Below are 20,908 nucleotides of genomic sequence, written 5' to 3'. Positions count from 1 at the left end.
GATTCAAAAATGCCACACCCGTTTGCAGCGGGCTTGATTCAAACGCATTTTCCGGCAAGGCTTGTTCCATGAACATGCAGCCTCCCAGCCGGTTTTCTGCAAACTCGGCCCAGATGCCCGTCGCGTTCAACCGGCGCGAGATGTCCCATATCCTGTCCGTCTATGGCCGGATGGTCGCCACCGGAGAATGGCGCGATTACGGAATTTCCAATCTGCGCGACGTGGCGGTGTTTTCCATTTTCCGACGAACCGCGGAACACCCGATCTATCGGGTCGAAAAACACCCGCGCCTGCGGCAGAAGCAGGGGATGTATTCGGTCGTCGGCATGGATGGGCGTATCCTGAAACGGGGGCATGACCTGCGCATCGTGCTGCGGGTGCTGGAACGCAAGCTGATCCGGGCCGTCAACCCGGATTAGAGCCGCTTATGCGCCGTCACCGGCCCGTCGCCCTGTTGCAATATCCGTGAAATCGCCTGATCCATAGGCTCGAAGGTCACGTCCATGTGATAGGCGTTGGCGTGCAGCAGCATGTTGTCGCCGTAGACCCAGGCCACATGGCCGTTCCAGAACAGAAGATCGCCGCGTTTCGGCGCTGTGTCCGCAGGCAGGGCCTGACCCAGCTCACGCTCCTGATCGCCGCTGTCCCCGGGGCAGGGCAGACCGCAGGCCAGAAGCCCGGCCTGAACCAGCCCGGAACAGTCCAGTCCGAACCGGCTGTTGCCGCCCCACAGGTAGGGCGTGCCCAGAAACAGCTCGGCCACGGCAACCGGATCGGTCAGCCGGGTGGCGCTGAGCTTGGCGTGCACGGCCGGAATGAAACCCAGTTCCGTTTCCAGAAACCCGTACTGTTCCGACAGCACCATTATCCGGCTGCCGAAACTCAGCGACAGCAGATCCGGGCTTTTCATATCCGGTTGCTCATAGGCATGGGTGGCCGGCGCGGCGATCCAATGGGTTTCCGGCTTGTCCGGCCCCAGCAGGACGGACGCGACCCAGCCGCTATAGCCATCCTTGTCCGCGGTGATATGGGCCCAACCGTTCTGCGTGTCGACGACGCGAACCGTGTCGCCGAACAGCAGTTGCCGCTCGCGCGGGCCATCCGGGCTGCGCAACAGGTCAACGACCGGCTTTATGATGCGCTGGCGGGTCACAGGCCCAGTATCCCGGGCAGGGCGGTCAAAAGGGCGCGCGGCCCCTGACCCAGACCGCCATTGCTGCGCCCGGGGGCCTTGCCGGGCTGCCAGGAATAGATATCGAAATGCATATAGGCGCTGTCGCCGACAAAGCGGCGCAGGAACAGCGCTGCGGTGATGGATCCGGCAAACCCGCCCGACGGCGCGTTGTCCAGATCGGCGATGCCGGGTTCGATCATCGCCTCGTACGGCTCGTGGAAGGGCATCCGCCAGACCGGATCGGCGGCCTGTTCGCCTGCCTGCGCCAATGCCGCAGCCGCGCCGTCATCATCGGTATAGAACGGGGCCAGATTGGGGCCCAGCGCCACCCGCGCCGCGCCGGTCAGCGTCGCCATCGAGATCACCATATCCGGATTTCCCTCATCCGCCAGTGCCAGCGCATCGGCCAGCACCAGCCGCCCTTCGGCGTCGGTGTTGTTGATCTCGACCGTCAGGCCCTTGCGCGAGGTCAGGATGTCGCCGGGCCGGAACGCGTTGCCGGCCACCGAATTCTCGACCGCCGGGATCAGCACGCTCAGCTGCACCGGCAGCTTCAGCGCCATGATCATCCGCGCCAGACCCAGCACATTGGCTGCACCGCCCATGTCCTTTTTCATCAGGGACATCGAATTGCCGGGCTTCAGGTTCAGCCCGCCAGTGTCGAAACACACACCCTTGCCAACCAGCGTCAGCCGCGGCCCGGAATGGCCCCAGCTCATCTGTATCAGCCGCGGTTCCTGCGCGGCGGCACGGCCCACGGTATGGATCAGCGGGAAATTCTGATCCAGCAGAGCCTGCCCCCGGATCACGTCGCAGGATGCACCGAATTCCTGCGCCAAAGCCTCGGCTGCGGCCTGCAACTGATCCGGCCCCATATCCGATGCGGGGGTGTTGACCAGATCACGGATCAGGGCCTCGGCATTGGCCAGAACCTCGATCCGGGCCGCATCGACACCGTCGGGCGCCACCAGGCGGGCCTTGGCCGGGGTCTGCGAGGCATAGCGATCAAAGGCGTACCCGGTCAGCAGCCAGCCCAGGCACTCGGTCTCCAGAGCATCCAGAGGCAGGCCCGAGGCGATGTGATAGCTGCCTTCGGGCAGGGCCTGAGCTGCTGCGGCCAGCGGAAACCGCTTGCGCGCGCGGCCGCTGCATTTGCCATATCCAGCCAGCGCATGTTCCGGCATACCGTCCGGACCGGGGATCAGCACGGTCTGACCCAGGGCGCCGGTAAACCCGCTGGCGCGCACCCAGGCGGCCACGGCATCCGACTGATCGTTCAGCCAATCGTCCAGATCAGGTTGCGCGATGACATGCAGCGACAGCGACGTCTCGGACGGGGAAGCAAATGACAGGGGCATGGAATTCTCGGTTGGTTTGACGTGCGACCAGCCTAGCCGTCCACGATCCGTCCGCAAGCCCCGTCAGACCGAAAGATCCTGCTGATCCCAGATCACGGTCAGCGATTTTTCACCGACGCGGATCAGGCGCGACAGGGTGGCGCCGGTCGCCACCGCGTCACCGGCATCGACGCATTGCGCCACGTCCCCGGCCACCCGCGCCAGCGCCACCATCCCGATCTGTTCGGATATGGCCACCAGCGAGCGGGCGCATTTGCGCAAACCCGCCCCGTCGCGCTGACGCCAGAACCGTTCGCAGTTCGACAGCCGCACGGCCAGTTCCTCGACCGTTCGGCACAGCACGTCCAGCGCGTTCTTGTCGCCCAGTTGACGGTACAACCCGTTCAGCCGGTCCTGATCCAGCCGCACGGATTCCTTGTGTTCAAGCGTGACAATCTTATCCACCACATTCACCCCAGTTCTAATCGCCCCCACAGCGTTGCCGACACTGACGGTGAATTCCTTTGCAAAACCTTGCGATGGTTTCGGATAATTGCTCGAATTTTCCTTGAATTCGGGTTACAGCGACCTCGGAAACACGAGAATGGACACAAGTATGGACTTAGCGAAACCTCTGCCGGGTTATCTGGTCAAACGGTATCACGGCTGGAAAGCCACCACCTATTCCGAAAATCAGGTCTGGTACCGCCGCCTTGCGACCGAGGGTCAGCGCCCGCGGGCGATGGTGATTTCCTGCTGCGACAGCCGGGTGCATGTGACATCGATGTTCGGTGCGGATCAGGGCGACTTCTTCATCCACCGCAACATTGCCAACCTTGTGCCCCCCTTTGCGCCCGATGGCGACCACCACGGCACCAGCGCCGCCATCGAATATGCGGTCACCGCGCTGAAGGTCGCGCATCTGATCATTCTGGGCCATTCGCAATGCGGCGGCGTCCAGGGCTGTATCGACATGTGCAAGGGCCAGGCCCCGCAACTGGAAGCGAAAGACAGCTTTGTCGGCCGCTGGATGGATATTCTCAAGCCCAAATACGATCTGGTCGCGGATATCGAGGACAGCGTCGAACAGGCGCGTCAGTTCGAGCGGCAGGCGGTGGTCGCCTCGCTCGAAAACCTGATGACTTTCCCGTTTGTGTCTTCGGCAGTCGAGGATGGATCGCTCAGCCTGCATGGGTTGTGGACCGATATCGGCGAAGGCGGGCTGCAATGCTACGACCCGTCCGAAAAAAAATTCGTGGTCGTCTGAGCGACGCGGTTTCCGGTTCGAACATGTGGCGCGGATCAGGTCTCTGATTTCGCGCCATTTTTTGCTAACATGGCGTCATTCCTTTTGGATCAGGAGCGCGCCATGCGATTCATCAAACGTGTTTTTGTCACCCTTGTTGTCCTTATTCTGGTTCTGGTCGGGGTGTCCTATCTTTTGCCCGGCAAGGCCGAAGTCTCGCGCAGTATTACCATCGACGCGCCCGCCAGCGCGGTCTTTCCCTATGTGAATTCCATGCAGGCGACCGAAGAGTGGTCTCCCTGGCTGTCGCGCGACCCGGAAACGAAACTGTCCTACAGCGGCCCCGAGACCGGAGTGGGCAATACCCTGAGCTGGACTTCGGATCACCCGCAGGTCGGCTCGGGCACGCAGGAAATCATCGAAAGCATCCCCGATCAGGTGGTCAAGACCGCGCTGGATTTCGGGCAGATGGGCACCGCGGAGGCGTCCTTCGATCTGGCGCAACAGGGCGACCAGACGCAGGTGACATGGGGGTTTGAGACCCAATTGGGCATGAACCCGATGTCCCGCTGGATGGGGCTGATGATGGATAACTGGGTTGGCGGCGACTATGAACGCGGCCTGTCCAATCTGAAAACACTGGTCGAAAGCCAGGGCTAGCCGCCGCGCCTGCCCACCGTCCCGCACGGCCGCCGTACCCGCGCAGGCGGGCGGGCTGCCACGGACCCTGAAAGAGTGAAATAGAAGCTCCCTTGCTCTTTTTTAAACTTATTCGTTGCCGAAACCGGTTTCGGAAACAACAATTGGAACAAATGACCGCGAATCTCTCATATCAGCCACGCGCTTCGGCGAATCGTCCGGGGGCATCCGGACGGGTCAAACTGGACGAATTGGCCGCGCATCTGGGCCTTTCAAAAAGCACCGTATCGCGCGCCCTGAACGATTATCCGGACATTTCCGAGGTCACGCGAAACCGGGTCAAGGCGGCTGCGCGCAAGCTGGGATATCGGCCGTTGAGCCACGCGCAGGCGATCCGAACCGGCCAGGTACGTGCAATTGCGATGGTGCTAAACAGCGACGAGCCGGATCAGCACAATCCCTTCCTGCAGGATTTTCTGGCCGGCGCGTGCGAGGCGGCCAGCGGGTTTGACTGGACCATGACCATTTCCACGGCAACATCTGAGCGCGATACGCTGAAAGTCCTCAGCCGGCTGTATCAGGAACGCAAGGCGGACGGCTTCATCCTGCCGCGGACGCTGGTCAAGGATTCCCGCGCGGATCTTTTGCGCAACCTGGACGTGCCGCATATCCTGTACGGGCGGACCGGTTACGGGCAGCCGAACAGCTATGAGGGCACATCTTGGTTCGATATCTTGGGCGAGCTGGCGATGCGCAAGGCGGTTCTGCGGCTGGCCGGGTTCGGGCATACACGGATCGGCTATGTCGGCAGCGATCTGAAGTTCAACTACAGCCACCTGCGCCGCGACGGATATACCGACGGACTGAGCGCGGCGGGCCTGCCATTCGACCCGGATCTGATCCGGGATGGCGCCAGAACGCGGGACGAAGGTGCCGCGCAGGCCACGGCCCTGATGCAGTTGGAACAGCCGCCCACGGCCATCGTCTTTGCCACGGATCTGGCGGCGCTGGGGTTCTATTCCGCAGCCGGGGATCAGGGGCTGGTGATCGGCCGCGATGTGTCGGTCATCGGCTATGACGGCATTCCGGAATGTCGCTATGCGCGTCCGGCGCTGACCACCTTTGCCGTTGATTCCCGCATGGCTGGGCAGCGGCTGGCGACCTTGCTGATCCGGCAGATCCGGGGCGAGGACCCCGCAAGCCTGCGCGAGCTGACCGAAGCCACCCTGATCGAAGGGGGTTCGGACGGGCCGCCCGGCCTTACATCAGCGGAACTGGCGCAAAAGATACAACACGTCAACGATCATTATCGGGGAGGAGACCGACCATGAAACTGACACCCAAAGCGTCCCGGCTGATGCTGGGTTCATCGCTGGCACTGGCGCTGACCGCGCTGTCGGCTCAGGCGGATACGATCCGCTTCTGGACGACCGAGGAACAGCCCGAGCGGCTGGCCAAGCAACAGGAGATGGCGGACAGGTTCAAAGAGGAATCCGGCACCACGGTCGAAGTGATACCCGTCACCGAAAGCGATCTGGGCACCCGCGCCACGGCGGCTTTTGCGGCCGGCGACCTGCCGGATGTGGTCTATCACACGCTGCAATACGCCCTGCCCTGGGCCGAGGCGGGCATTCTGGATACCGAAGCCGCCACTGAAGTGATCGAGGAACTGGGCACGGACACATTTGCCCCCGGCGCGCTGGCGATGGCAGCCTTCAACGGCGAAACAGCCTCGGTTCCGGTCGATGGCTGGACCCAGTTGGTGGTCTACCGCAAGGACCTGTTCGATGCCGCCGGGCTTGAGGCGCCCAATTCCTTTGGCAACGTTCTGGCGGCGCTGGAATCGCTGCACAACCCGCCCGAGATGTACGGCTTTGTCGCCGCCACCAAGGTTGACGAGAACTTCATGAGCCAGGTTCTGGAACATGTGTTCCTGGCCAACGGTGTCAGCCCGGTCAGCGCCGACGGCTTCCAGCCGCTGGACGAGGCCAAAACCACCGAAGTGCTGGATTTCTACAAGGCGATCGCCAAGGCTTCGCCTCCGGGGGAACTGTACTGGAAACAGTCGCGCGAGCTGTATTTTGACGGCAAGGCGGCGATGATCATCTGGTCGCCTTTCATTCTGGACGAACTGGCCGGCCTGCGTGACAGTGCCCCGCCAACCATCAACGACGATCCCACATCGCGCGATCTGGCCTCGATGACCGGTATCGTGACCAACTTTTCCGGCCCGTCCAATCCGGATGGCGCGGCCTGGGGTGACGTGCGGTATTTCGGGATCACCAGCGACGCCGATACAGACGCCGCCATGGAGTTCGTGAAATTTGCGATGGACGACGGCTATACCCAGACGCTGGCAATTGCGCCGGAAGGCAAGTTCCCGGTCCGGCGCGGTACGGCTGACAATCCCACCGCCTTTGCCGAGGCCTGGGCCGAATTGCCGGTCGGCGTCGACCGCAAGGCCCCGCTGGGTGAGCTTTACGATCAGGCGATGATCGACGAGATCGTCGGCGGCCTGGACGTGGCGCAACGCTGGGGCGTGTCTGAAGGACAGCTGTCGCTGGCTTCTAAAATGATCAACAGCCAGGCCATCAACCGGATCGTCCGCCAGTATATCGACGAAGAAGTCGATGCAGCCGCCGCCGTTGCGGCCATGAACGAAGAGCTCGCCAAGGTCCAGTAATCCCGCTCGACCGGCACTCGCAGCGGCGTCTGCGCCGCTGCATTCAACCCTTCGAGGTACCCCATGTCTTCGGCCACCCCACCGACAGGAACCGGGGCGCTAGCCAAACGCGAGGCGCGTCTGGCCTGGGCGCTGCTGGCTCCGACCGTGATCAGCGTCTCGCTTGTGGTGATCCTGCCCCTGCTGGCGATCATCTGGATCAGCTTCAAGCCCTTTACCCTGTCCGACCTGCGCCCGCCTGCGCCGGTTGTCCGTGAAAGCCTGCGCGGATCGGGCGACGATCTTCGGATCGAGTACCGGCTGCGCAACTCCAGCCAGGAAATCGCCATCGGCGGCGTCACCCTCAGCGACGTCCTGCCCGATGAGGTGACAGCCACGGGCGACGTTGTTGCACCCTGTGTTCTGGACGGCCGGAACCTGTATTGCGACTTCGGCACGCTGGAAGGCGGTCAGCGCGAACGCATCCGCATTCCGGTCACGCTTGACGGTGATCCGGACGTGATCGAGGAACTGGTCGAGGATTCCGAGCCCACCGTGACTGGCAGCGGGCCGAACGTGCTGACCAATTTTGAATTCAGCTTTGAAAACTTTGCCCGCGTCTTTGACGGGTCAGAGTTCTGGGGCGTTCTCTGGGTGACGCTGTTTTACACCGTGTTCGGCACGATCGGTGCACTGGTCATGGGGCTGTTTGCCGCCCTGCTGCTGAACAAAAGCTTCCGCGGGCAGGGCATTATCCGGGGCCTGTACCTGTTTCCCTATGTGGCGCCGGTGATCGCCGTGGCCTTTACATGGGTCACCCTTTTCGACCCGTTTTCGGGATCCGCCAACGCGCTGCTGGTGCAAATGGGGCTGAGCAATGACCCGATCAATTTCTTTGGCGAACGCCCGCTGGCCCTGATCATGGTCACGGTGTTCGAGATCTGGCGTTATTTCCCACTGTCGTTCCTGTTCATTCTGGCGCGAATGCAGTCCATCGACTCCAGCATGTACGAAGCGGCGGATATGGATGGTGCGTCGCCGTTCCAGAAGTTCTGGCTGCTGAGCATCCCCCAATTGCTGGGCATCCTGTCGGTGCTGTTCCTGCTTCGCTTTATCTGGACGTTCAACAAGTTCGACGACATCTTCCTGCTGACCGGCGGCAATGCAGGCACCCGCACGCTGACCGTGAATGTCTATGAACAGGCCTTTGCGATCTCGAACATCGGGGCGGGCGCGGCTGTGGCCGTGGTGATCCTGATGTGCCTGATTGCCTTCAGCTTCTTCTTTTTCCGCTTCATCAGCCGAGAGGAGGGTTTGTGATGCGCAAAGGGTATATAACCGGCCCGGTTCTGGGCGCACTCTGGCTGGTGGTCATCGCCACCACCGTCGCGGTCACCATGTCCTTCGCCACCGGCGCGGCGTTTCGTCCGCAGGTGCTGCTGAGCCTGATCTGGGGGGCGGTCGCCGGTCTGGCCTATGTCCGCTTTCCGGCCCGCCACGCCCCGGCCCGTCTGGGGGTGTCGGCCCTGCTGGGCCTGTCCTGCCTGACCGGCTTTGGCCCGGTTCTGATCGGGTCGGACACCACGCTGCAGGCGACGCTGATTACCGTGATCGCAGTGGTGGCCGTGATGCATGTCTCCATGGCCGAGATCCTGAAGGAACTGCCTTTTGGCGAGCTCACCCGCCACGAATACGAGGACGCGGTGATCCGGTTCTGCACCGGATTCGGCTATATCTTCTTCACCGCCATCGTCATCATTCCGTTCTACGTGATGGTGATGACCAGCCTGAAATCGCAGCAGGCGCTGTTGCAGAACCCGCTGGATTTCTCGGTTGATCTAAGCCAAGGCACAGCGCTGTTCCGCAGCTACACGGAACTGTTCCGGGATTTCAATTTCGGCACCTATCTGTGGACGTCGTTCTATGTCTCGTGCCTGACCGTGTTCATCACGCTGGCCTTCAGCGTGCCCGGCGCCTACGCGGTGGCCCGGTTCCGCTTTCAGGGGCAAAAGGCGTTCTCGCGCTCGATCCTGCTGATCTACATGGTGCCGATGATCGTGCTGGCGTTGCCGATCTATATCGCCTTCTCGCTGACCGGGCTGCGCAACTCGATCCTGGGGATCGTGATGATCTATCCGGTCACGACGATCCCGGTCGCCCTTTATATGCTGCAGGGCTATTTCCGCGGTCTGCCGACCGAGGTGGAAGAGGCTGGTCTGATGGATGGCCTCTCGCGTATCTCGGTGATCTGGAAGATCACGCTGCCGCTCAGCCTGCCGGCGCTGGCGTCGGTGTCGCTTTATGTCTTCATGATCGCCTGGAATGAATTCCTGCTTGCCTTCATGCTGCTGGACGACCCGTCGAAATTCACCCTGACCCGCGGGGTCACGATGCTGAACTCCTCGGAAATTCCCCGCCAGCACCTGATGGCCGGGGCAGTGATCGCCACCGTGCCGATCATGGCCCTGTTCCTGGGGCTTGAACGTTTCATGACCAAAGGCCTGACGGCAGGGTCGGTCAAAGGATGACTGATATGAACCACCATACAACGCCGAGTGAATCGGCCCGCAACATCCTGATTGCCAATGATCGGGGCGGCTATACGATCCCGACCAGCGGCCTGTACCCCTATCAGTGGAACTGGGACAGCGCGGTCGCGGCGCTGGGCTTTGCCGAATTCGACATCGACCGTGCCTGGACCGAGCTTGAGACGCTGTTCTCGGGCCAGTGGGAGGACGGCATGATCCCTCACATCCTGTTCCATAAGCCCGATCCGGGGTACTTTCCCGGCCCCGATGTCTGGGGCGGCACCGGGCCGATCCCGTCCTCTGGCGTGACCCAGCCACCGATTGCTGCCACCATGGCGCGGCGGATCTGGGACACGGACCGGGACGCCGGCACCGCGCGTTTGCGGGCGCTGTTTCCCGCCATGCTGGCCTGGCACCGCTGGATCATGAAATGGCGTCTGGATGATCATGGCGCGGTCTGCGCCACCCATCCGTGGGAGGCCGGGCGCGACAATGCCCCTGATTGGGACGGGGCGATGGCAGGCATCGACGCCTCGGATGTGGGCGAATATCAGCGCCGCGACACTGGCCATGTCAACAGTGCCGACCGGCCGACCAAATATGACTATGACCGCTATATCAAACTGGTTCAGATCGGGCAGCAGGTCGGCTGGGATCAGCAGAAACTGCTGGACCTCAACCCGTTTCGCGTCGCTGACCCGACCATGAGTTTCACCACCTTGCGCGCTGCCCGCGACCTATTGGTCATCAGCACGGAACTTGGGCTTGAGGCCGCGGGTCTGCGCAGCGACATTGCCCGGCTCGAAGCCGGGGCCGGGTCGCTGTGGAACGACGCGCTGGGCGCCTTTGACGCGCGCGATGCACATACCGGGGCATGGGCCGAAAGCCTCTCTAACGCGAGCTACCTGTGCTGGTACGCGGGGCTGGAATCCGAACGGATGCTGGAACGTCTCAAGACGATTCTGACCACGGTTCCGCATCCGATCCCCAGCTACGATCCGGACATGCCCAAATTTGACGCGCGCCGGTATTGGCGCGGGCCGACCTGGGCGTTCATGAACATGATGGCCGGGATTGGCCTGGACGAAATGGGCCACGGTGTCGAAGCCGAAGCCCTGCGCCTGAAAACCGCGCGCCTGATCGCGGGCAACGGTTTCGCCGAATATTACGACCCGATGACCGGCGGCCCCGCCGGTGGCAATTCGTTTACGTGGACGGCCGCGGTGTGGCTCCACTGGGCAGGGAGGAACTGATGGGCAGTATCGAACTCAAAGCCGTCGAAAAATGGTTCGGCGTTGCGCAGGTGATCAAAGGCATCGACCTGCAGATCGAAGAAGGCGAGTTTGTCGTCTTTGTGGGCCCGTCGGGCTGCGGCAAATCCACCCTGCTGCGGATGATCGGCGGGCTTGAGGATATCTCGCGCGGGTCGCTTCTGATCAACGGGCAGGATGTCACTGATCACCCGCCGTCAAAACGCGGGCTGACCATGGTGTTCCAGTCCTACGCGCTTTATCCTCACCTGACTGTGGCCGAGAATATGGGCTTTTCGCTGAAGGTAGCGGGCGTCGCCAAAACCGAGATCGCCGAACGTGTAGGCAAGGCGGCCGAGGTCCTGAAACTCGACCCTTATCTGGAACGCCGCCCCAAGGATCTGTCCGGCGGTCAGCGGCAGCGGGTGGCGATCGGTCGGTCCATCGTGCGCGACCCCACCGCGTTCCTGTTCGACGAGCCGCTGTCGAATCTCGACGCCGCCCTGCGGGTCGAAATGCGCTATGAGATCGCCAAGCTGCACCAGAGCCTGAACCGCACGATGATCTACGTGACCCACGATCAGGTCGAAGCGATGACACTGGCCGACCGCATCGTGGTACTGGAATTCGGCAAGATCGCCCAGGTCGGCACCCCGCGCGAACTGTATGAACGCCCGGCCAATCTGTTCGTGGCGCAGTTCATCGGCAGCCCGAAGATGAACGTCCTGCCCTGTACCGTGTCAGGGGACCGGTTCCAGCTGGAAAACGGCGGCAGCGGTCCATTTGACCGGGCGGGCGCGGCTACCAAACTGGGCATTCGCCCGGAACATATCAGTGTCGTCGAACCCGGCGCGGGACACAGCGACGGTATGGTCGAGGTGGTCGAATATCTGGGCGCCGACATGTTCGTTATCGTCGATTGCGGCACCGGGGAAATGGTCACCGTCCGCCTTGGCGGTGACACCGACCTGAAGCCCGGCACCAAAATCGGCCTGCATTTCGCGCCGGAAAAACTGCAATTCTTCGATGCAGAAGGGCAGGCGTTGTAAAGCGGTTCGGGGTGGTGCCGGATCTGCCTGCACCACACCCAACTGGCCTTGTCAGTCACCGCAAAAATAGTGCAGGATGGGCGCCCTAATTCTTCCCGCTGAACTTGCGCCAGTCCTTTGGCAGAACAAGCGTCGTTTCCAGACGAAACGCGACACCATCCGGGCCGCCCGGCGGGCTGTCGGCCCAATAGGTCACTCCGCCAAGAATCTGGATCGGGACCTGTCCGAACTGCATCAGCTTGCCGGTTTCGACGGTGATCGGAACCCACCATTCGCTTGCCGTCCAGTCATATTCGCTTTCCGAAAACGCGGAAAACGTCCACTGGCTGGCGTTGGTATAAGACAGAAACGGTTCCAGAAACGTCGTATTTACCTCCGGCACGTTGTTCCGGGTTTCCAGCACGCCCCATTGCTGGGCGACCAGCCCGCCATAGGTCCAGCCGTTATTCTGAATCAGCGCCGCTGCGGTCGGGCCCACGGCCAGCGTTCCCAACCCGAGCAGGCGATCCGTACTGGTCGGCCAGGTCACCTGCAGACCCGCGCCAACCGAGTAATCGCCAAGCCGTGTTTCCCGTGCATTGGGGGCGATGAAGAACCCTTGTTCGATATCCCCCAGCCCGAATTGAGAGCCGGAATTCCCGGCGATGTCATTTTGCCATTCCAGCGGAATGATCGTTCGGGTCGTCAGCGTATAGTTGGCATTCAGGGTAAACGGATAGATCGGCTGAAAGCTGAGCGAGGTGTTGTGCCCGTCAGCGGACCCGATATTGCGCGTATGTTCCACGACCAGAGGCAGGGCAATCAGATCGGCAAACGGGTTGGCAAGGTCCTTGGCGATCTCAGCGGCCTCGTCATTGCTTTGGGCGTTTGCGAAGCCTGCGACCAAACAAAGACATGTTGAAAAAACACGCGCAGAAACTCTCATGACATCAATTCCTGAAATTCACCCGGCCTAAGTAATTGAGTTGAGTGTAGAATCCGGAAAGGATAGGTGGTTAGGCGAAGTTTAAATTAGTTCCGGGATGTGGCGATCCGGCACTATGGCTATGGACGAAGGCGGGCGAACCGAACTGCCGGCGCGGCCACAAAACAAAAAAACCCCGCCATTGGTCTGGCGGGGTTTCGTTGGTCTTCGGGGATTTGTCTTACCCCTTTTTCAGAACCTCACGGCCCAGCAACTCGGCGATCTGCACGGCGTTCAGGGCTGCGCCCTTGCGCAGGTTGTCCGAAACGCACCACAGGTTGATACCGTTTTCGACGGTCGAATCCTGACGGATACGGCTGATGAAGGTGGCGAAATCACCCGCGCATTCGATCGGCGAGACGTAACCACCGGCCTCACGCTTGTCGATCACCATGATGCCCGGCGCCTCGCGCAAGATGTCGCGCGCCTCGTCTTCGTCCAGGAATTCCTCGAACTCGATGTTCACGGCCTCGGAATGGCCGACGAAAACCGGCACGCGGACGCAGGTGGCCGTGACCTTGATCGACGGATCGACGATCTTCTTGGTCTCGACAACCATCTTCCATTCTTCCTTGGTCGAGCCGTCTTCCATGAAGACGTCGATCTGCGGAATGACGTTGAAGGCGATCTGTTTCTGGAACTTCTTCGGCTCAACCTCGGTGGTGGGGTTGTAGATGGCCTTGGTCTGATCCCAAAGCTCATCCATGCCCTCTTTGCCCGCGCCCGAAACCGACTGATAGGTCGACACGACAACGCGCTTGATCTTGGCGCGGTCGTGCAACGGCTTCAGCGCGACAACCATCTGCGCGGTCGAGCAGTTGGGGTTGGCGATGATGTTCTTGTTCTTGTAGTCGTGGATCGCCTCGGGGTTACATTCCGGCACGATCAGCGGAATGTCCGGGTCATAGCGATAGAGCGACGAGTTGTCGATCACCACACATCCGGCCGCGGCCGCCTTGGGGGCGTAAACCTTGGTCGCCTCGGACCCCACGGCAAACAGCGCCATGTCCCAGCCGGTGAAATCGAACGTGTCCAGGTCCTTGGTCGTGAGTGTCTTGTCGCCAAAGCTTACCTCGGTGCCCAGCGAACGACGGCTTGCCAGGGCGGCAAGTTCATCGACCGGGAACTGGCGTTCCGCCAGGATGTTCAGCATTTCGCGGCCCACGTTACCCGTGGCGCCGACGACGACGACGCGATAGCCCATTTCATGTCTCCAAAGTTAAGGACGCGCGTTCATAGCCGCGTTGCAGCGAAGAAAAAAGGGTTTTCGGCACCGAATTCCGCGATTGACGGCGAATTGAAGCGGATCAGTCCGCCAGAAGCCGTTCATACAGGGCGACCAGGGTCTTGGCCTCGCCGTTGATATCGAAATTCTGCTCGACATGGCTGCGGGCGGCGGTGCCCGAGCGCGTCAGGGAATCGCGGTCGGACAGCATGTCGGCAGCGGCGTCAGCCAGCGCAGGGATTTCGCCGGGTTCCACCACGCGGCCCAGCGACGGGTCGGTGACGATCTCGGAAAACGCACCGACATCGGTGGCCACGACCGGCACACCGCAGGCCATCGCTTCCAACGGGGTCAGGCCGAAGCCCTCCCAGCGTTGCGGGGCGATGAAGAGATCCAGCACCTGATACCATTCGGCGATCTGATCCACGGTGACCTCGGGCATGAACAGGATGCGGTCGGACAGACCCGCCTTGGCGACCTTGTCTTTCAGCTCGGCCAGAAAGGCGGTGTGTTTCTCGGTCGCGCGGCCCATAACGATACCGTGGACGTCATCGAAGCGGTCGCACAGGTCGATCATCGCGTCGACAAAAGCGTCGGTGCCTTTTTGGTGGCGGATGCGGCCATAGCAGCCCAGCAGCAGACCGTCAGGCAGCCCCAGACGGGCGCGAACGGCGGCTTTGTCCTCGGGTGGCGTGAAATCCTGCAGGTTGATGCCGTGCATGATCACCTGCGCATCGCGCTCAAGATAGCCGGCGGTCTTGCGAGACGTGGCCACCACCGCATCCATCCTGTCGATCAGCCATTTGGTATACCCGGTATGGGTCCGTTGCGAGGCGCTGGTGAACAGCAGTTTCAGCCGCAATCGGAAGATGTTGCGCAGGATCAGACCCAGCAGCATCTCGGTGTTTCGCCGTGCGTGCCAGACGCGCAGGGTTTTGCGCGACAGGAACGGCAGGCGGCCCAGCGGGATATGCGGGATGTCCGCAGGCAAGCCCGGCCCAGTGGCGGCGATATCGATCCATCGCACCTGCAGCGGCACCAGCCGCGCAATCGTCGCCGTCACGCCCGAAAGCCTGCGTTTGAGATTGGGGGCAATGACGCGCGGGTCGGACATGGACACTCCTGACGGTTCCAGCGTCAATCGACGCTGTCGCGGCTGAAAAGGTAGATTACGCAGCCGATGGCAAGCGTGACCGCGAAAAAGCCGAATATCGCTGTGTAGGGCGCGGTCGGGCTGATGTCCACCGTGGCGGCATGGATGCGGCCGGTGACAAACTGGGCAAGGCCCACGCCGCCGATGCCAAAGAGGTTCAGAAGGGTCATGCCGCGCCCGACCAGATGCGGCGGCACGAAGGCGCGGCCATGGGCCATGATGACCGGAAAGCTGGCCCCCATGAACCCGATCACCGCCATCAGCAGCACCGCCAGCCAGACCGCGCTGTCGATCCACAGACACAGCAGAACCAATGCCGCCGTGCCCAGCGCGTTGCCGCCGAAGATCACCCATTTCCGCGTGCCCATCAGGCGGTCCAGCGGCCCATAGGCAAAGGTTCCGGCAATCATCGCCGCCCCCATGATCAGCGTTGCGGTTCCGATCTGGGTGGTGCCGAGGCTGAAAATATCGCTCAGATACGGCCCGGCCCACAGCCCGCGTGTGGCGGCGGATGGGGCATAGGCGACCAGCATCAGCGGCAGGATCGCCCACAGGGCGGGTTCCCTCAGCAGGTCCAGCACGGATCCCCTGTGTTCGGTCTCGACCTTTTCGGGATCGTGCACGGTGATCCAGATGCCCAATGCAATCGCCGCCGAGACAACCGCCAGCGTTCCCATCGTGGCCCGCCAGCCCATCAGCTCAACCGCCAGTGCCGTGGGGTATGAGGCCACCAGATTGCCGACCGATCCGACGCCCAGCATCACCGCCGCCAGCGTGGCAAAGCGCGCAGGCGGGTATTCGCGCGCGAAGATGTAATAGGACGCCATCAGGACCGGAGAACAGCCAACCCCGATCAACCCCATGGCGATGGCGATGTGAAATGGCGTGCCCGCCACGGCAAACAGCGCCGCGCCACCTGCGCCGCCGACCAGCAGCAGTATCGCCGCCGTCAGGCGCGGCCCGACCCGGTCCAGCGCCCAGCCCACCGGCAGTTGCATCGCCGCAAAGACCAGAAACCAGAGGCCCGAGGCAAAGGCCAGATCCTCGGGCGTGGCGCCGATGTCCCGGCCCAGATCAACGCTCAGCACCGCCAGAAAGGCGCGGAAAAACTGGCTGAGCACATAGCCCAGACACAAGACCACCAAACCTGCCTTCATGAACCGTCCCTCTTCCGCGACCTGCGGGCAATGCTTGGCACGTGGCAGAGTTTCGCACAAGCGCGTGTGCTGTGATGATTTCCACAGACAGCCATCACATTCGGGCTATCTTTGATCTTAACCATCAACCCGAGGTGCCAATGAAAGACGCCCAGGCCGATTTTTACGACAGCCTTCCGTTGCAGCGGGATTTCACCCGTCTTGCGGAACCTGCGCGGTTTACGGCGGTGCCTGACGACTGGGTGCTGGGCGTCGCCGATATCGTCGATTCCACCGGTGAAATTGCCAAGGGGCGATACAAGACGGTGAATACGGTCGGAGCTGCGGTGATATCGGCCATGATCAACGCGCTGGAGGGCAAGGAGTTTCCCTACGTCTTTGGCGGCGACGGCGCAGCCTTTGCGGTGCCCGCAGGCGCCGCCGACGCCGCGCGCACCGTTCTGGCCGACCTGCGGCGCTGGGCCGAAGAGGAGTTTGCCATCGCGCTGCGCGGGGCGATTGTGCCCGTGGCTGAACTGCGCCTAGCCGGCAAGGACCTGCGCGTGGCCCGGTACGCGCCCTCGAACGGGGTGGATTACGCCATGTTCTCGGGCGGGGGGCTGGCCTGGGCCGAGGCGCGGATGAAGGCCGGAGACTTCATGGTGCCGGCGGCCGCACCGGGCGCATTGCCGGACCTGACCGGCCTGTCCTGCCGCTGGTCGAACAGCCCGGCACGGCACGGCCGGATCGTCTCGGTCGTGGTGCAGCCGACGCCGCAGGCGACCGAGGCAGATTTTGCCGACCTGGCGCATCTGGTTCTGGCTGCCTCCGAAGGGCTGGAGCGCGCCGGACACCCGGTTGCGGAAAACGGCCCGCCTATGGGCTGGCCGCCACCGGGCATCGACATCGACGCCCACGTCTCGCGCGGCGGCCGCAATCTGCTGTTGCAGAAACTTTTGCTGCTGGGCCAGAACCTGCTGATTGCGCTGCTGTTCAAGACGGGCAAACGGCTGGGGAGTTTCGAGCCCGAGCATTACAAGCGCATGGTCAGCCGCAATGCCGATTTCCGCAAATTCGATGATGGGCTGAAAATGACGCTGGACTGCGACCCGGAGACGTTGGCGCAAATCCGGATGGTGCTGGAACGGGCCCGTGGGCAGGGCAAGATCCGGTACGGCCTGCATGCACAGGATGAGGCGATGATGACCTGTTTTGTGCCATCGGCCACCCGCGACGATCATGTGCATTTCGTCGACGGGGCCTCGGGCGGTTACGCGCAGGCAGCTGCCGCCATGCAGGGCTGACGCGCTATTTCGCCTTCCACTTTGCGGCCAGCGCCCGCGCCGCCTGGGCCAGCAGCATCACGTCGATCCCCACTGCCAGAAACTGCGCGCCCATGTCCAGATAGGCCTGGATCGCCTCATCATTGGTGCCCAGAATGCCGGGCGCCTTGCCTGCGGCCGTGATCCGCACCATCGCGTCGGCAATGGCGGCGCGGACGTCGGGCGCGGCGCTGTTGCCCTGATAGCCCATATCGGTGGACAGGTCCGCCGGACCGATGAACACCCCGTCGACGCCCTCGACCTTCAGAATATCGTCCAGCGCGGCCATACCGGCACGATTTTCCACCTGCACCAGCAGGCAGATCTGCGCGTCCGCGGTCTGAATATATTCCGCAGTGGTTCCGTACTGCGTCGCGCGCGAAGCCATCGCGCCGACCCCGCGCACGCCCTCGGGCGGATAGCGGCAGGCGCGTACCAGCTCGCGCGCCTGTTCGGCGCTGTCCACCATCGGCACCAGAATCGTTTGCGCACCCGCATCCAGCACCATCTTGATCAGGGCCGTGTCCCCCACCGGCACCCGCACCACCGGATGGGACGGGCTGTGCGACAGCGCCATCAGCTGATCGCGGACCGAGCGGATATCGTTCGGTGCGTGCTCGCCATCAATCACCAGCCAGTCGAACCCGACGGTGCCCATGATCTCGGCGGTGACCGCCTCGGCAAAGCTGGACCAGCAGCCGATCAGCTGGTCACCCTTCAGCAAAGAGCGTTTGAATTCATTGATGGGTGCAGGCATGTCAGGACCTCTGAGGTAATGAGCGGGCGATGTCTGTGATTACATCATAGGCCATCCGGACGTCATCTTCGGTCGTTTCGAACTGACCGGCCTGAAAACGGATCACGAGATTTCCGTAAACGCGGGTCTGGGTCAGGTAGATGCGGCCATCGTCATTGATGGCGTTTACCAGCCGCAGGTTCAGATCGTCCAGATCGGGGACCCCGGCAGGGGCGTAACGGAAGGTCCACAGGGACCACATGGGCGGGGTGATGATTTCGAAATCCGGCTCGGCGCCCAGCCGGTCATGCAGGTCAACCGACCAGTTCACGTGATTGCGCAGGCGCGCGCGTAAGCCCTCCAGCCCGTAGGCCCGTATCACGAACCACAGTTTCAGTGCCCGGAACCTGCGGCCCAGCGGGACGGACCATTCCGAATAGTTGATGATCCCGTCCTTGCCATGGGTTTTCAGGAATTCCGGGCTGATTGCCAGTGTCCGTACCAGATCATCGGGGTCTTTCAGGAAATGAGCGCAGCAATCGAACTGCACGCCCAGCCATTTATGCGGGTTGAAGACGATGCTGTCCGCCTGCTCGATCCCGGCCCAGTAATGCCGGTATTCGGGGCAGATCATCGCTGATCCGGCCCAGGCCGCGTCCACATGGGAATACAGCCCGTACCGGGCCGCGATCTGCAGGCACTCGGCCACCGGATCCGTTGCGCCGATACTGGTTCCGCCGACGCAGGGAATGATGCCCGCTGGCTGAAAACCAGACTCTAAATCGGACTGAATCGCCGCTTCCAGTGCGGCGGGGTCCATCCCGCGCCAGGGTTCTCTGGACGGGATGCGCACCAGGTTGTCCTGCCCGATCCCAGCGATCCAGATGGCACGGTCCACCGAGGTGTGAACCTCGGCCGAGCAATAGACGCGCAGCGGCTTCCGGCCGAATAACCCCTGCTGGTTGCCCTGCCATCCAAGCGCCTTTTCCCGCATGGTCAGCACGGCGGCCAGAGTGGCAGACGAGGCCGAATCCTGAATGACGCCGGAAAACCCCGGCGGCAGGTCCAGCGCATGGCGCAGCCATTCCATCATTCGTGTTTCCATCTCGGTCGCGGCGGGCGAGGTCTGCCACAGCATGCATTGCGGCGCGATGGCGCTGGCCAGAAACTCGGCCAGCACCGAGGGCGCGGATGCGTTCGAGTTGAAATAGGCGAAGAACCGGGGGTGTTGCCAATGAGTGATCCCGGGCATCACGATCTGTTCGAAATCGCGAAAGATATCCTCGATCGCCTGCGCCTGCTCGGGCGGTTCAGCGGGCAGGGCGTTCAGAATATCCCCCGGCTGCGACCGGGCGCGCACCGGTCTGTCCCCAACGGTCAGGTGATAATCCTGCGTCCACTCGGCAACCATCTTGCCCCAGTCGGCGAATTCGTCCCACTTCATCATGACCCTCGGTATTTTGGCCGGGACTGCGCCCGGCGCTGATAATCTGCTTCTGCCAGTGATGGGCATTCGCCAGTGAAGGTCAACGACATTTGCCGGCGGCCATGTTCAGGCCAGAGCGGTCGCATCACGTCTGATTGATGACATAGACACTAACAAAGGGAAAACAGGCGAATTGAAGGGCGGAAAAGGATTGTCCAGTTGCACAACCGCCGGATTTCGTACAATATTTAATATGACCAGTGATTTACCGATGACGTCACGCTCGTTGCCCATAGCGTTGTTGCGGGCACGGGAACGGGTCATGGGTCCCATCCGCAGGATGCTTGCAGATGCGGGGGTGACCGAACAGCAATGGCGCGTTTTGCGTGTTCTCAACGAAGAAGGCCCGCAAGAGCCGACACACCTTGCCGACCGGGCCTGTCTTTTGCTGCCCAGCCTGACCCGTATCCTGCAAAAGCTTGAGATCAAAGGACTGATCCAGCGGCGCGTGCACCCCTGCGACAAGCGCCGCCAGATTGTCGATATCACCGCAAAAGGTGAACAGATCATCCGCGACAATATCCAGGTAACGATCCGTCTGGCCGAGGACATTCGCTCGCAGCTGGGTCCGGACCGCCATGAGGCGCTGCTGGACTTGCTGAACGATTTGCGTGACTTGAAGCCCTGAGTGCAGGATCAAACCCCGCCGGAGAGACAACAGGCATTCCCCGGCGGGGCGGCCAGACCTGCACTGGTTTATTCGCCTGGCCAGAGGCCGGTTACGCCGGATGTTGTCGGCGATCCGACCTGTGTTCAGAGAACGTGCCAGCCTGAAAATTAGGCCCGCTATTGGCACAAAGACTTATTGGGGGCAGCATCTTTGGCCTTAGTTCTCCGAAACATTTGCACCCGTTTCCGCCACAATTCAGCGGTGGTGAGTGTCTTCAGGTTACGGCGGACATGGTGTGCCCACCGAACAAGTGAGTGGTGTCCGAGGCGCGCCAGGCCCCGGTTTACGCGGGGCAAACCGCCCCGTACCACAAGAAGCTAGAGCAGATGGC

The 20,908-nt window shown here is 62.1% G+C and carries 21 protein-coding genes; 11 read left to right on the top strand and 10 right to left on the bottom strand.

All coding sequences use genetic code 11. The features are described from left to right. The first annotated feature begins 68 nt into the window (after positions 1 to 68). Entirely contained in the window at positions 69 to 419 is a 351-nt protein-coding gene (locus tag ACR0D8_RS14425; protein ID WP_480647488.1) for a DUF2794 domain-containing protein, read from the top strand. Here the strand turns inward: ACR0D8_RS14425 and ACR0D8_RS14420 are convergent. The 3 genes from ACR0D8_RS14420 to ACR0D8_RS14410 form a co-directional block, all read right to left on the bottom strand. Beyond that, entirely contained in the window at positions 416 to 1,153 is a 738-nt protein-coding gene (locus tag ACR0D8_RS14420; protein WP_480647486.1) for a C40 family peptidase, read from the bottom strand. The two genes, ACR0D8_RS14425 and ACR0D8_RS14420, sit on opposite strands and share 4 nt — an antisense overlap. Next, entirely contained in the window at positions 1,150 to 2,532 is a 1,383-nt protein-coding gene (locus ACR0D8_RS14415; RefSeq protein WP_480647484.1) for a leucyl aminopeptidase family protein, read from the bottom strand. Before ACR0D8_RS14415 ends, ACR0D8_RS14420 begins: the two co-directional genes overlap by 4 nt. Positions 2,533 to 2,595: 63 nt before the next feature. After that, the gene (locus tag ACR0D8_RS14410; RefSeq protein ID WP_480647482.1) at positions 2,596 to 2,985 is read right to left on the bottom strand and encodes a hypothetical protein; all 390 of its coding nucleotides are present in this window, start codon (positions 2,983 to 2,985) and stop codon (positions 2,596 to 2,598) included. 142 nt (positions 2,986 to 3,127) lie between these two features. Here ACR0D8_RS14410 and ACR0D8_RS14405 point away from each other — a divergent pair, with 142 nt between their 5' ends. From ACR0D8_RS14405 to ACR0D8_RS14370, 8 genes are all read left to right on the top strand, one after another. Beyond that, the gene (locus tag ACR0D8_RS14405; RefSeq protein WP_475155994.1) at positions 3,128 to 3,778 is read left to right on the top strand and encodes a carbonic anhydrase; all 651 of its coding nucleotides are present in this window, start codon (positions 3,128 to 3,130) and stop codon (positions 3,776 to 3,778) included. 102 nt (positions 3,779 to 3,880) lie between these two features. Continuing rightward, positions 3,881 to 4,417 carry an SRPBCC family protein gene (locus ACR0D8_RS14400; RefSeq protein WP_480647479.1) on the top strand — a complete coding sequence of 179 codons (537 nt, stop codon included), beginning with the start codon at positions 3,881 to 3,883 and terminating at the stop codon, positions 4,415 to 4,417. 152 nt (positions 4,418 to 4,569) lie between these two features. Further along, positions 4,570 to 5,727 carry a LacI family DNA-binding transcriptional regulator gene (locus ACR0D8_RS14395; RefSeq protein WP_480647727.1) on the top strand — a complete coding sequence of 386 codons (1,158 nt, stop codon included), beginning with the start codon at positions 4,570 to 4,572 and terminating at the stop codon, positions 5,725 to 5,727. Then, positions 5,724 to 7,079, top strand: coding sequence for an ABC transporter substrate-binding protein (locus ACR0D8_RS14390; RefSeq protein ID WP_475155984.1), 1,356 nt, complete (start codon positions 5,724 to 5,726; stop codon positions 7,077 to 7,079). The genes ACR0D8_RS14395 and ACR0D8_RS14390 overlap by 4 nt, the downstream gene beginning before the upstream one ends. A 63-nt stretch (positions 7,080 to 7,142) precedes the next feature. Continuing rightward, complete coding sequence (locus tag ACR0D8_RS14385) at positions 7,143 to 8,378, top strand: carbohydrate ABC transporter permease (protein WP_480647478.1); 1,236 nt, start codon at positions 7,143 to 7,145, stop codon at positions 8,376 to 8,378. Then, positions 8,378 to 9,586 carry a carbohydrate ABC transporter permease gene (locus tag ACR0D8_RS14380; protein ID WP_480647476.1) on the top strand — a complete coding sequence of 403 codons (1,209 nt, stop codon included), beginning with the start codon at positions 8,378 to 8,380 and terminating at the stop codon, positions 9,584 to 9,586. Before ACR0D8_RS14385 ends, ACR0D8_RS14380 begins: the two co-directional genes overlap by 1 nt. A gap of 5 nt (positions 9,587 to 9,591) precedes the next feature. Next, a complete protein-coding gene (locus tag ACR0D8_RS14375; RefSeq protein WP_480647474.1) occupies positions 9,592 to 10,839 on the top strand; it encodes an MGH1-like glycoside hydrolase domain-containing protein in 1,248 nt (415 codons plus the stop codon). After that, positions 10,839 to 11,885 (top strand): ABC transporter ATP-binding protein, encoded by a 1,047-nt coding sequence (locus tag ACR0D8_RS14370; RefSeq protein ID WP_475155973.1) that lies wholly within the window; start codon positions 10,839 to 10,841, stop codon positions 11,883 to 11,885. The genes ACR0D8_RS14375 and ACR0D8_RS14370 overlap by 1 nt, the downstream gene beginning before the upstream one ends. Positions 11,886 to 11,970: 85 nt before the next feature. Here ACR0D8_RS14370 and ACR0D8_RS14365 read toward each other — a convergent pair whose 3' ends face one another. The 4 genes from ACR0D8_RS14365 to ACR0D8_RS14350 all read right to left on the bottom strand — a co-directional run bounded on the left by ACR0D8_RS14365 (position 11,971) and on the right by ACR0D8_RS14350 (position 16,384). After that, entirely contained in the window at positions 11,971 to 12,771 is an 801-nt protein-coding gene (locus ACR0D8_RS14365; RefSeq protein ID WP_480647471.1) for a transporter family protein, read from the bottom strand. Positions 12,772 to 13,030: 259 nt separating this feature from the next. Continuing rightward, on the bottom strand, positions 13,031 to 14,053 hold the full coding sequence (locus ACR0D8_RS14360) for an aspartate-semialdehyde dehydrogenase (RefSeq protein ID WP_480647470.1): 1,023 nt from the start codon (positions 14,051 to 14,053) through the stop codon (positions 13,031 to 13,033). 103 nt (positions 14,054 to 14,156) lie between these two features. Beyond that, complete coding sequence (locus ACR0D8_RS14355) at positions 14,157 to 15,188, bottom strand: glycosyltransferase family 4 protein (RefSeq protein ID WP_480647468.1); 1,032 nt, start codon at positions 15,186 to 15,188, stop codon at positions 14,157 to 14,159. 23 nt (positions 15,189 to 15,211) lie between these two features. Then, positions 15,212 to 16,384, bottom strand: a complete 1,173-nt coding sequence (locus tag ACR0D8_RS14350; protein ID WP_480647466.1) for an MFS transporter — start codon at positions 16,382 to 16,384, stop codon at positions 15,212 to 15,214. 140 nt (positions 16,385 to 16,524) lie between these two features. Between ACR0D8_RS14350 and ACR0D8_RS14345 the strand changes: the two genes are divergently transcribed. After that, complete coding sequence (locus ACR0D8_RS14345; RefSeq protein WP_480647464.1) at positions 16,525 to 17,667, top strand: DUF3095 domain-containing protein; 1,143 nt, start codon at positions 16,525 to 16,527, stop codon at positions 17,665 to 17,667. A 4-nt stretch (positions 17,668 to 17,671) separates the two neighbouring features. On the opposite strand, the gene ACR0D8_RS14340 is transcribed toward ACR0D8_RS14345, so the two are convergent. The 3 genes from ACR0D8_RS14340 to ACR0D8_RS14330 all read right to left on the bottom strand — a co-directional run bounded on the left by ACR0D8_RS14340 (position 17,672) and on the right by ACR0D8_RS14330 (position 20,171). Continuing rightward, complete coding sequence (locus ACR0D8_RS14340) at positions 17,672 to 18,442, bottom strand: HpcH/HpaI aldolase family protein (protein WP_480647463.1); 771 nt, start codon at positions 18,440 to 18,442, stop codon at positions 17,672 to 17,674. Between the two features lies 1 nt (position 18,443). Continuing rightward, positions 18,444 to 19,865: a pyridoxal phosphate-dependent decarboxylase family protein gene (locus ACR0D8_RS14335; RefSeq protein ID WP_480647461.1), complete on the bottom strand. Its 1,422-nt coding sequence runs from the start codon at positions 19,863 to 19,865 to the stop codon at positions 18,444 to 18,446. 108 nt (positions 19,866 to 19,973) lie between these two features. Next, complete coding sequence (locus ACR0D8_RS14330; RefSeq protein ID WP_480647743.1) at positions 19,974 to 20,171, bottom strand: hypothetical protein; 198 nt, start codon at positions 20,169 to 20,171, stop codon at positions 19,974 to 19,976. Between ACR0D8_RS14330 and hpaR the strand changes: the two genes are divergently transcribed. Continuing rightward, entirely contained in the window at positions 20,101 to 20,535 is a 435-nt protein-coding gene (gene hpaR / locus ACR0D8_RS14325; RefSeq protein WP_475155942.1) for a homoprotocatechuate degradation operon regulator HpaR, read from the top strand. The genes ACR0D8_RS14330 and hpaR overlap by 71 nt on opposite strands. Positions 20,536 to 20,908: the final 373 nt, after the last annotated feature.

The sequence above is a fragment of the Ruegeria sp. BG10 genome, from assembly GCF_056538575.1.
The sequence above is the reverse complement of the archived record's forward strand: the minus strand, read 5'-3'. Positions and strand labels throughout refer to the sequence as shown.

What these genes read in the sequence shown, in the direction of transcription:
- ACR0D8_RS14360 (WP_480647470.1), bottom strand. Translation starts at nt 14,053, where the DNA reads ATGGGCTATCGCGTCGTCGTCGTCGGCGCCACGGGTAACGTGGGCCGC.
- ACR0D8_RS14390 (WP_475155984.1), top strand. Translation starts at nt 5,724, where the DNA reads ATGAAACTGACACCCAAAGCGTCCCGGCTGATGCTGGGTTCATCGCTG.
- hpaR (WP_475155942.1), top strand. Translation starts at nt 20,101, where the DNA reads ATGACCAGTGATTTACCGATGACGTCACGCTCGTTGCCCATAGCGTTG.
- ACR0D8_RS14335 (WP_480647461.1), bottom strand. Translation starts at nt 19,865, where the DNA reads ATGAAGTGGGACGAATTCGCCGACTGGGGCAAGATGGTTGCCGAGTGG.
- ACR0D8_RS14425 (WP_480647488.1), top strand. Translation starts at nt 69, where the DNA reads ATGAACATGCAGCCTCCCAGCCGGTTTTCTGCAAACTCGGCCCAGATG.
- ACR0D8_RS14385 (WP_480647478.1), top strand. Translation starts at nt 7,143, where the DNA reads ATGTCTTCGGCCACCCCACCGACAGGAACCGGGGCGCTAGCCAAACGC.
- ACR0D8_RS14395 (WP_480647727.1), top strand. Translation starts at nt 4,570, where the DNA reads ATGACCGCGAATCTCTCATATCAGCCACGCGCTTCGGCGAATCGTCCG.
- ACR0D8_RS14340 (WP_480647463.1), bottom strand. Translation starts at nt 18,442, where the DNA reads ATGCCTGCACCCATCAATGAATTCAAACGCTCTTTGCTGAAGGGTGAC.
- ACR0D8_RS14405 (WP_475155994.1), top strand. Translation starts at nt 3,128, where the DNA reads ATGGACTTAGCGAAACCTCTGCCGGGTTATCTGGTCAAACGGTATCAC.
- ACR0D8_RS14370 (WP_475155973.1), top strand. Translation starts at nt 10,839, where the DNA reads ATGGGCAGTATCGAACTCAAAGCCGTCGAAAAATGGTTCGGCGTTGCG.
- ACR0D8_RS14375 (WP_480647474.1), top strand. Translation starts at nt 9,592, where the DNA reads ATGAACCACCATACAACGCCGAGTGAATCGGCCCGCAACATCCTGATT.
- ACR0D8_RS14380 (WP_480647476.1), top strand. Translation starts at nt 8,378, where the DNA reads ATGCGCAAAGGGTATATAACCGGCCCGGTTCTGGGCGCACTCTGGCTG.
- ACR0D8_RS14415 (WP_480647484.1), bottom strand. Translation starts at nt 2,532, where the DNA reads ATGCCCCTGTCATTTGCTTCCCCGTCCGAGACGTCGCTGTCGCTGCAT.
- ACR0D8_RS14400 (WP_480647479.1), top strand. Translation starts at nt 3,881, where the DNA reads ATGCGATTCATCAAACGTGTTTTTGTCACCCTTGTTGTCCTTATTCTG.
- ACR0D8_RS14355 (WP_480647468.1), bottom strand. Translation starts at nt 15,188, where the DNA reads ATGTCCGACCCGCGCGTCATTGCCCCCAATCTCAAACGCAGGCTTTCG.
- ACR0D8_RS14350 (WP_480647466.1), bottom strand. Translation starts at nt 16,384, where the DNA reads ATGAAGGCAGGTTTGGTGGTCTTGTGTCTGGGCTATGTGCTCAGCCAG.
- ACR0D8_RS14345 (WP_480647464.1), top strand. Translation starts at nt 16,525, where the DNA reads ATGAAAGACGCCCAGGCCGATTTTTACGACAGCCTTCCGTTGCAGCGG.
- ACR0D8_RS14330 (WP_480647743.1), bottom strand. Translation starts at nt 20,171, where the DNA reads ATGACCCGTTCCCGTGCCCGCAACAACGCTATGGGCAACGAGCGTGAC.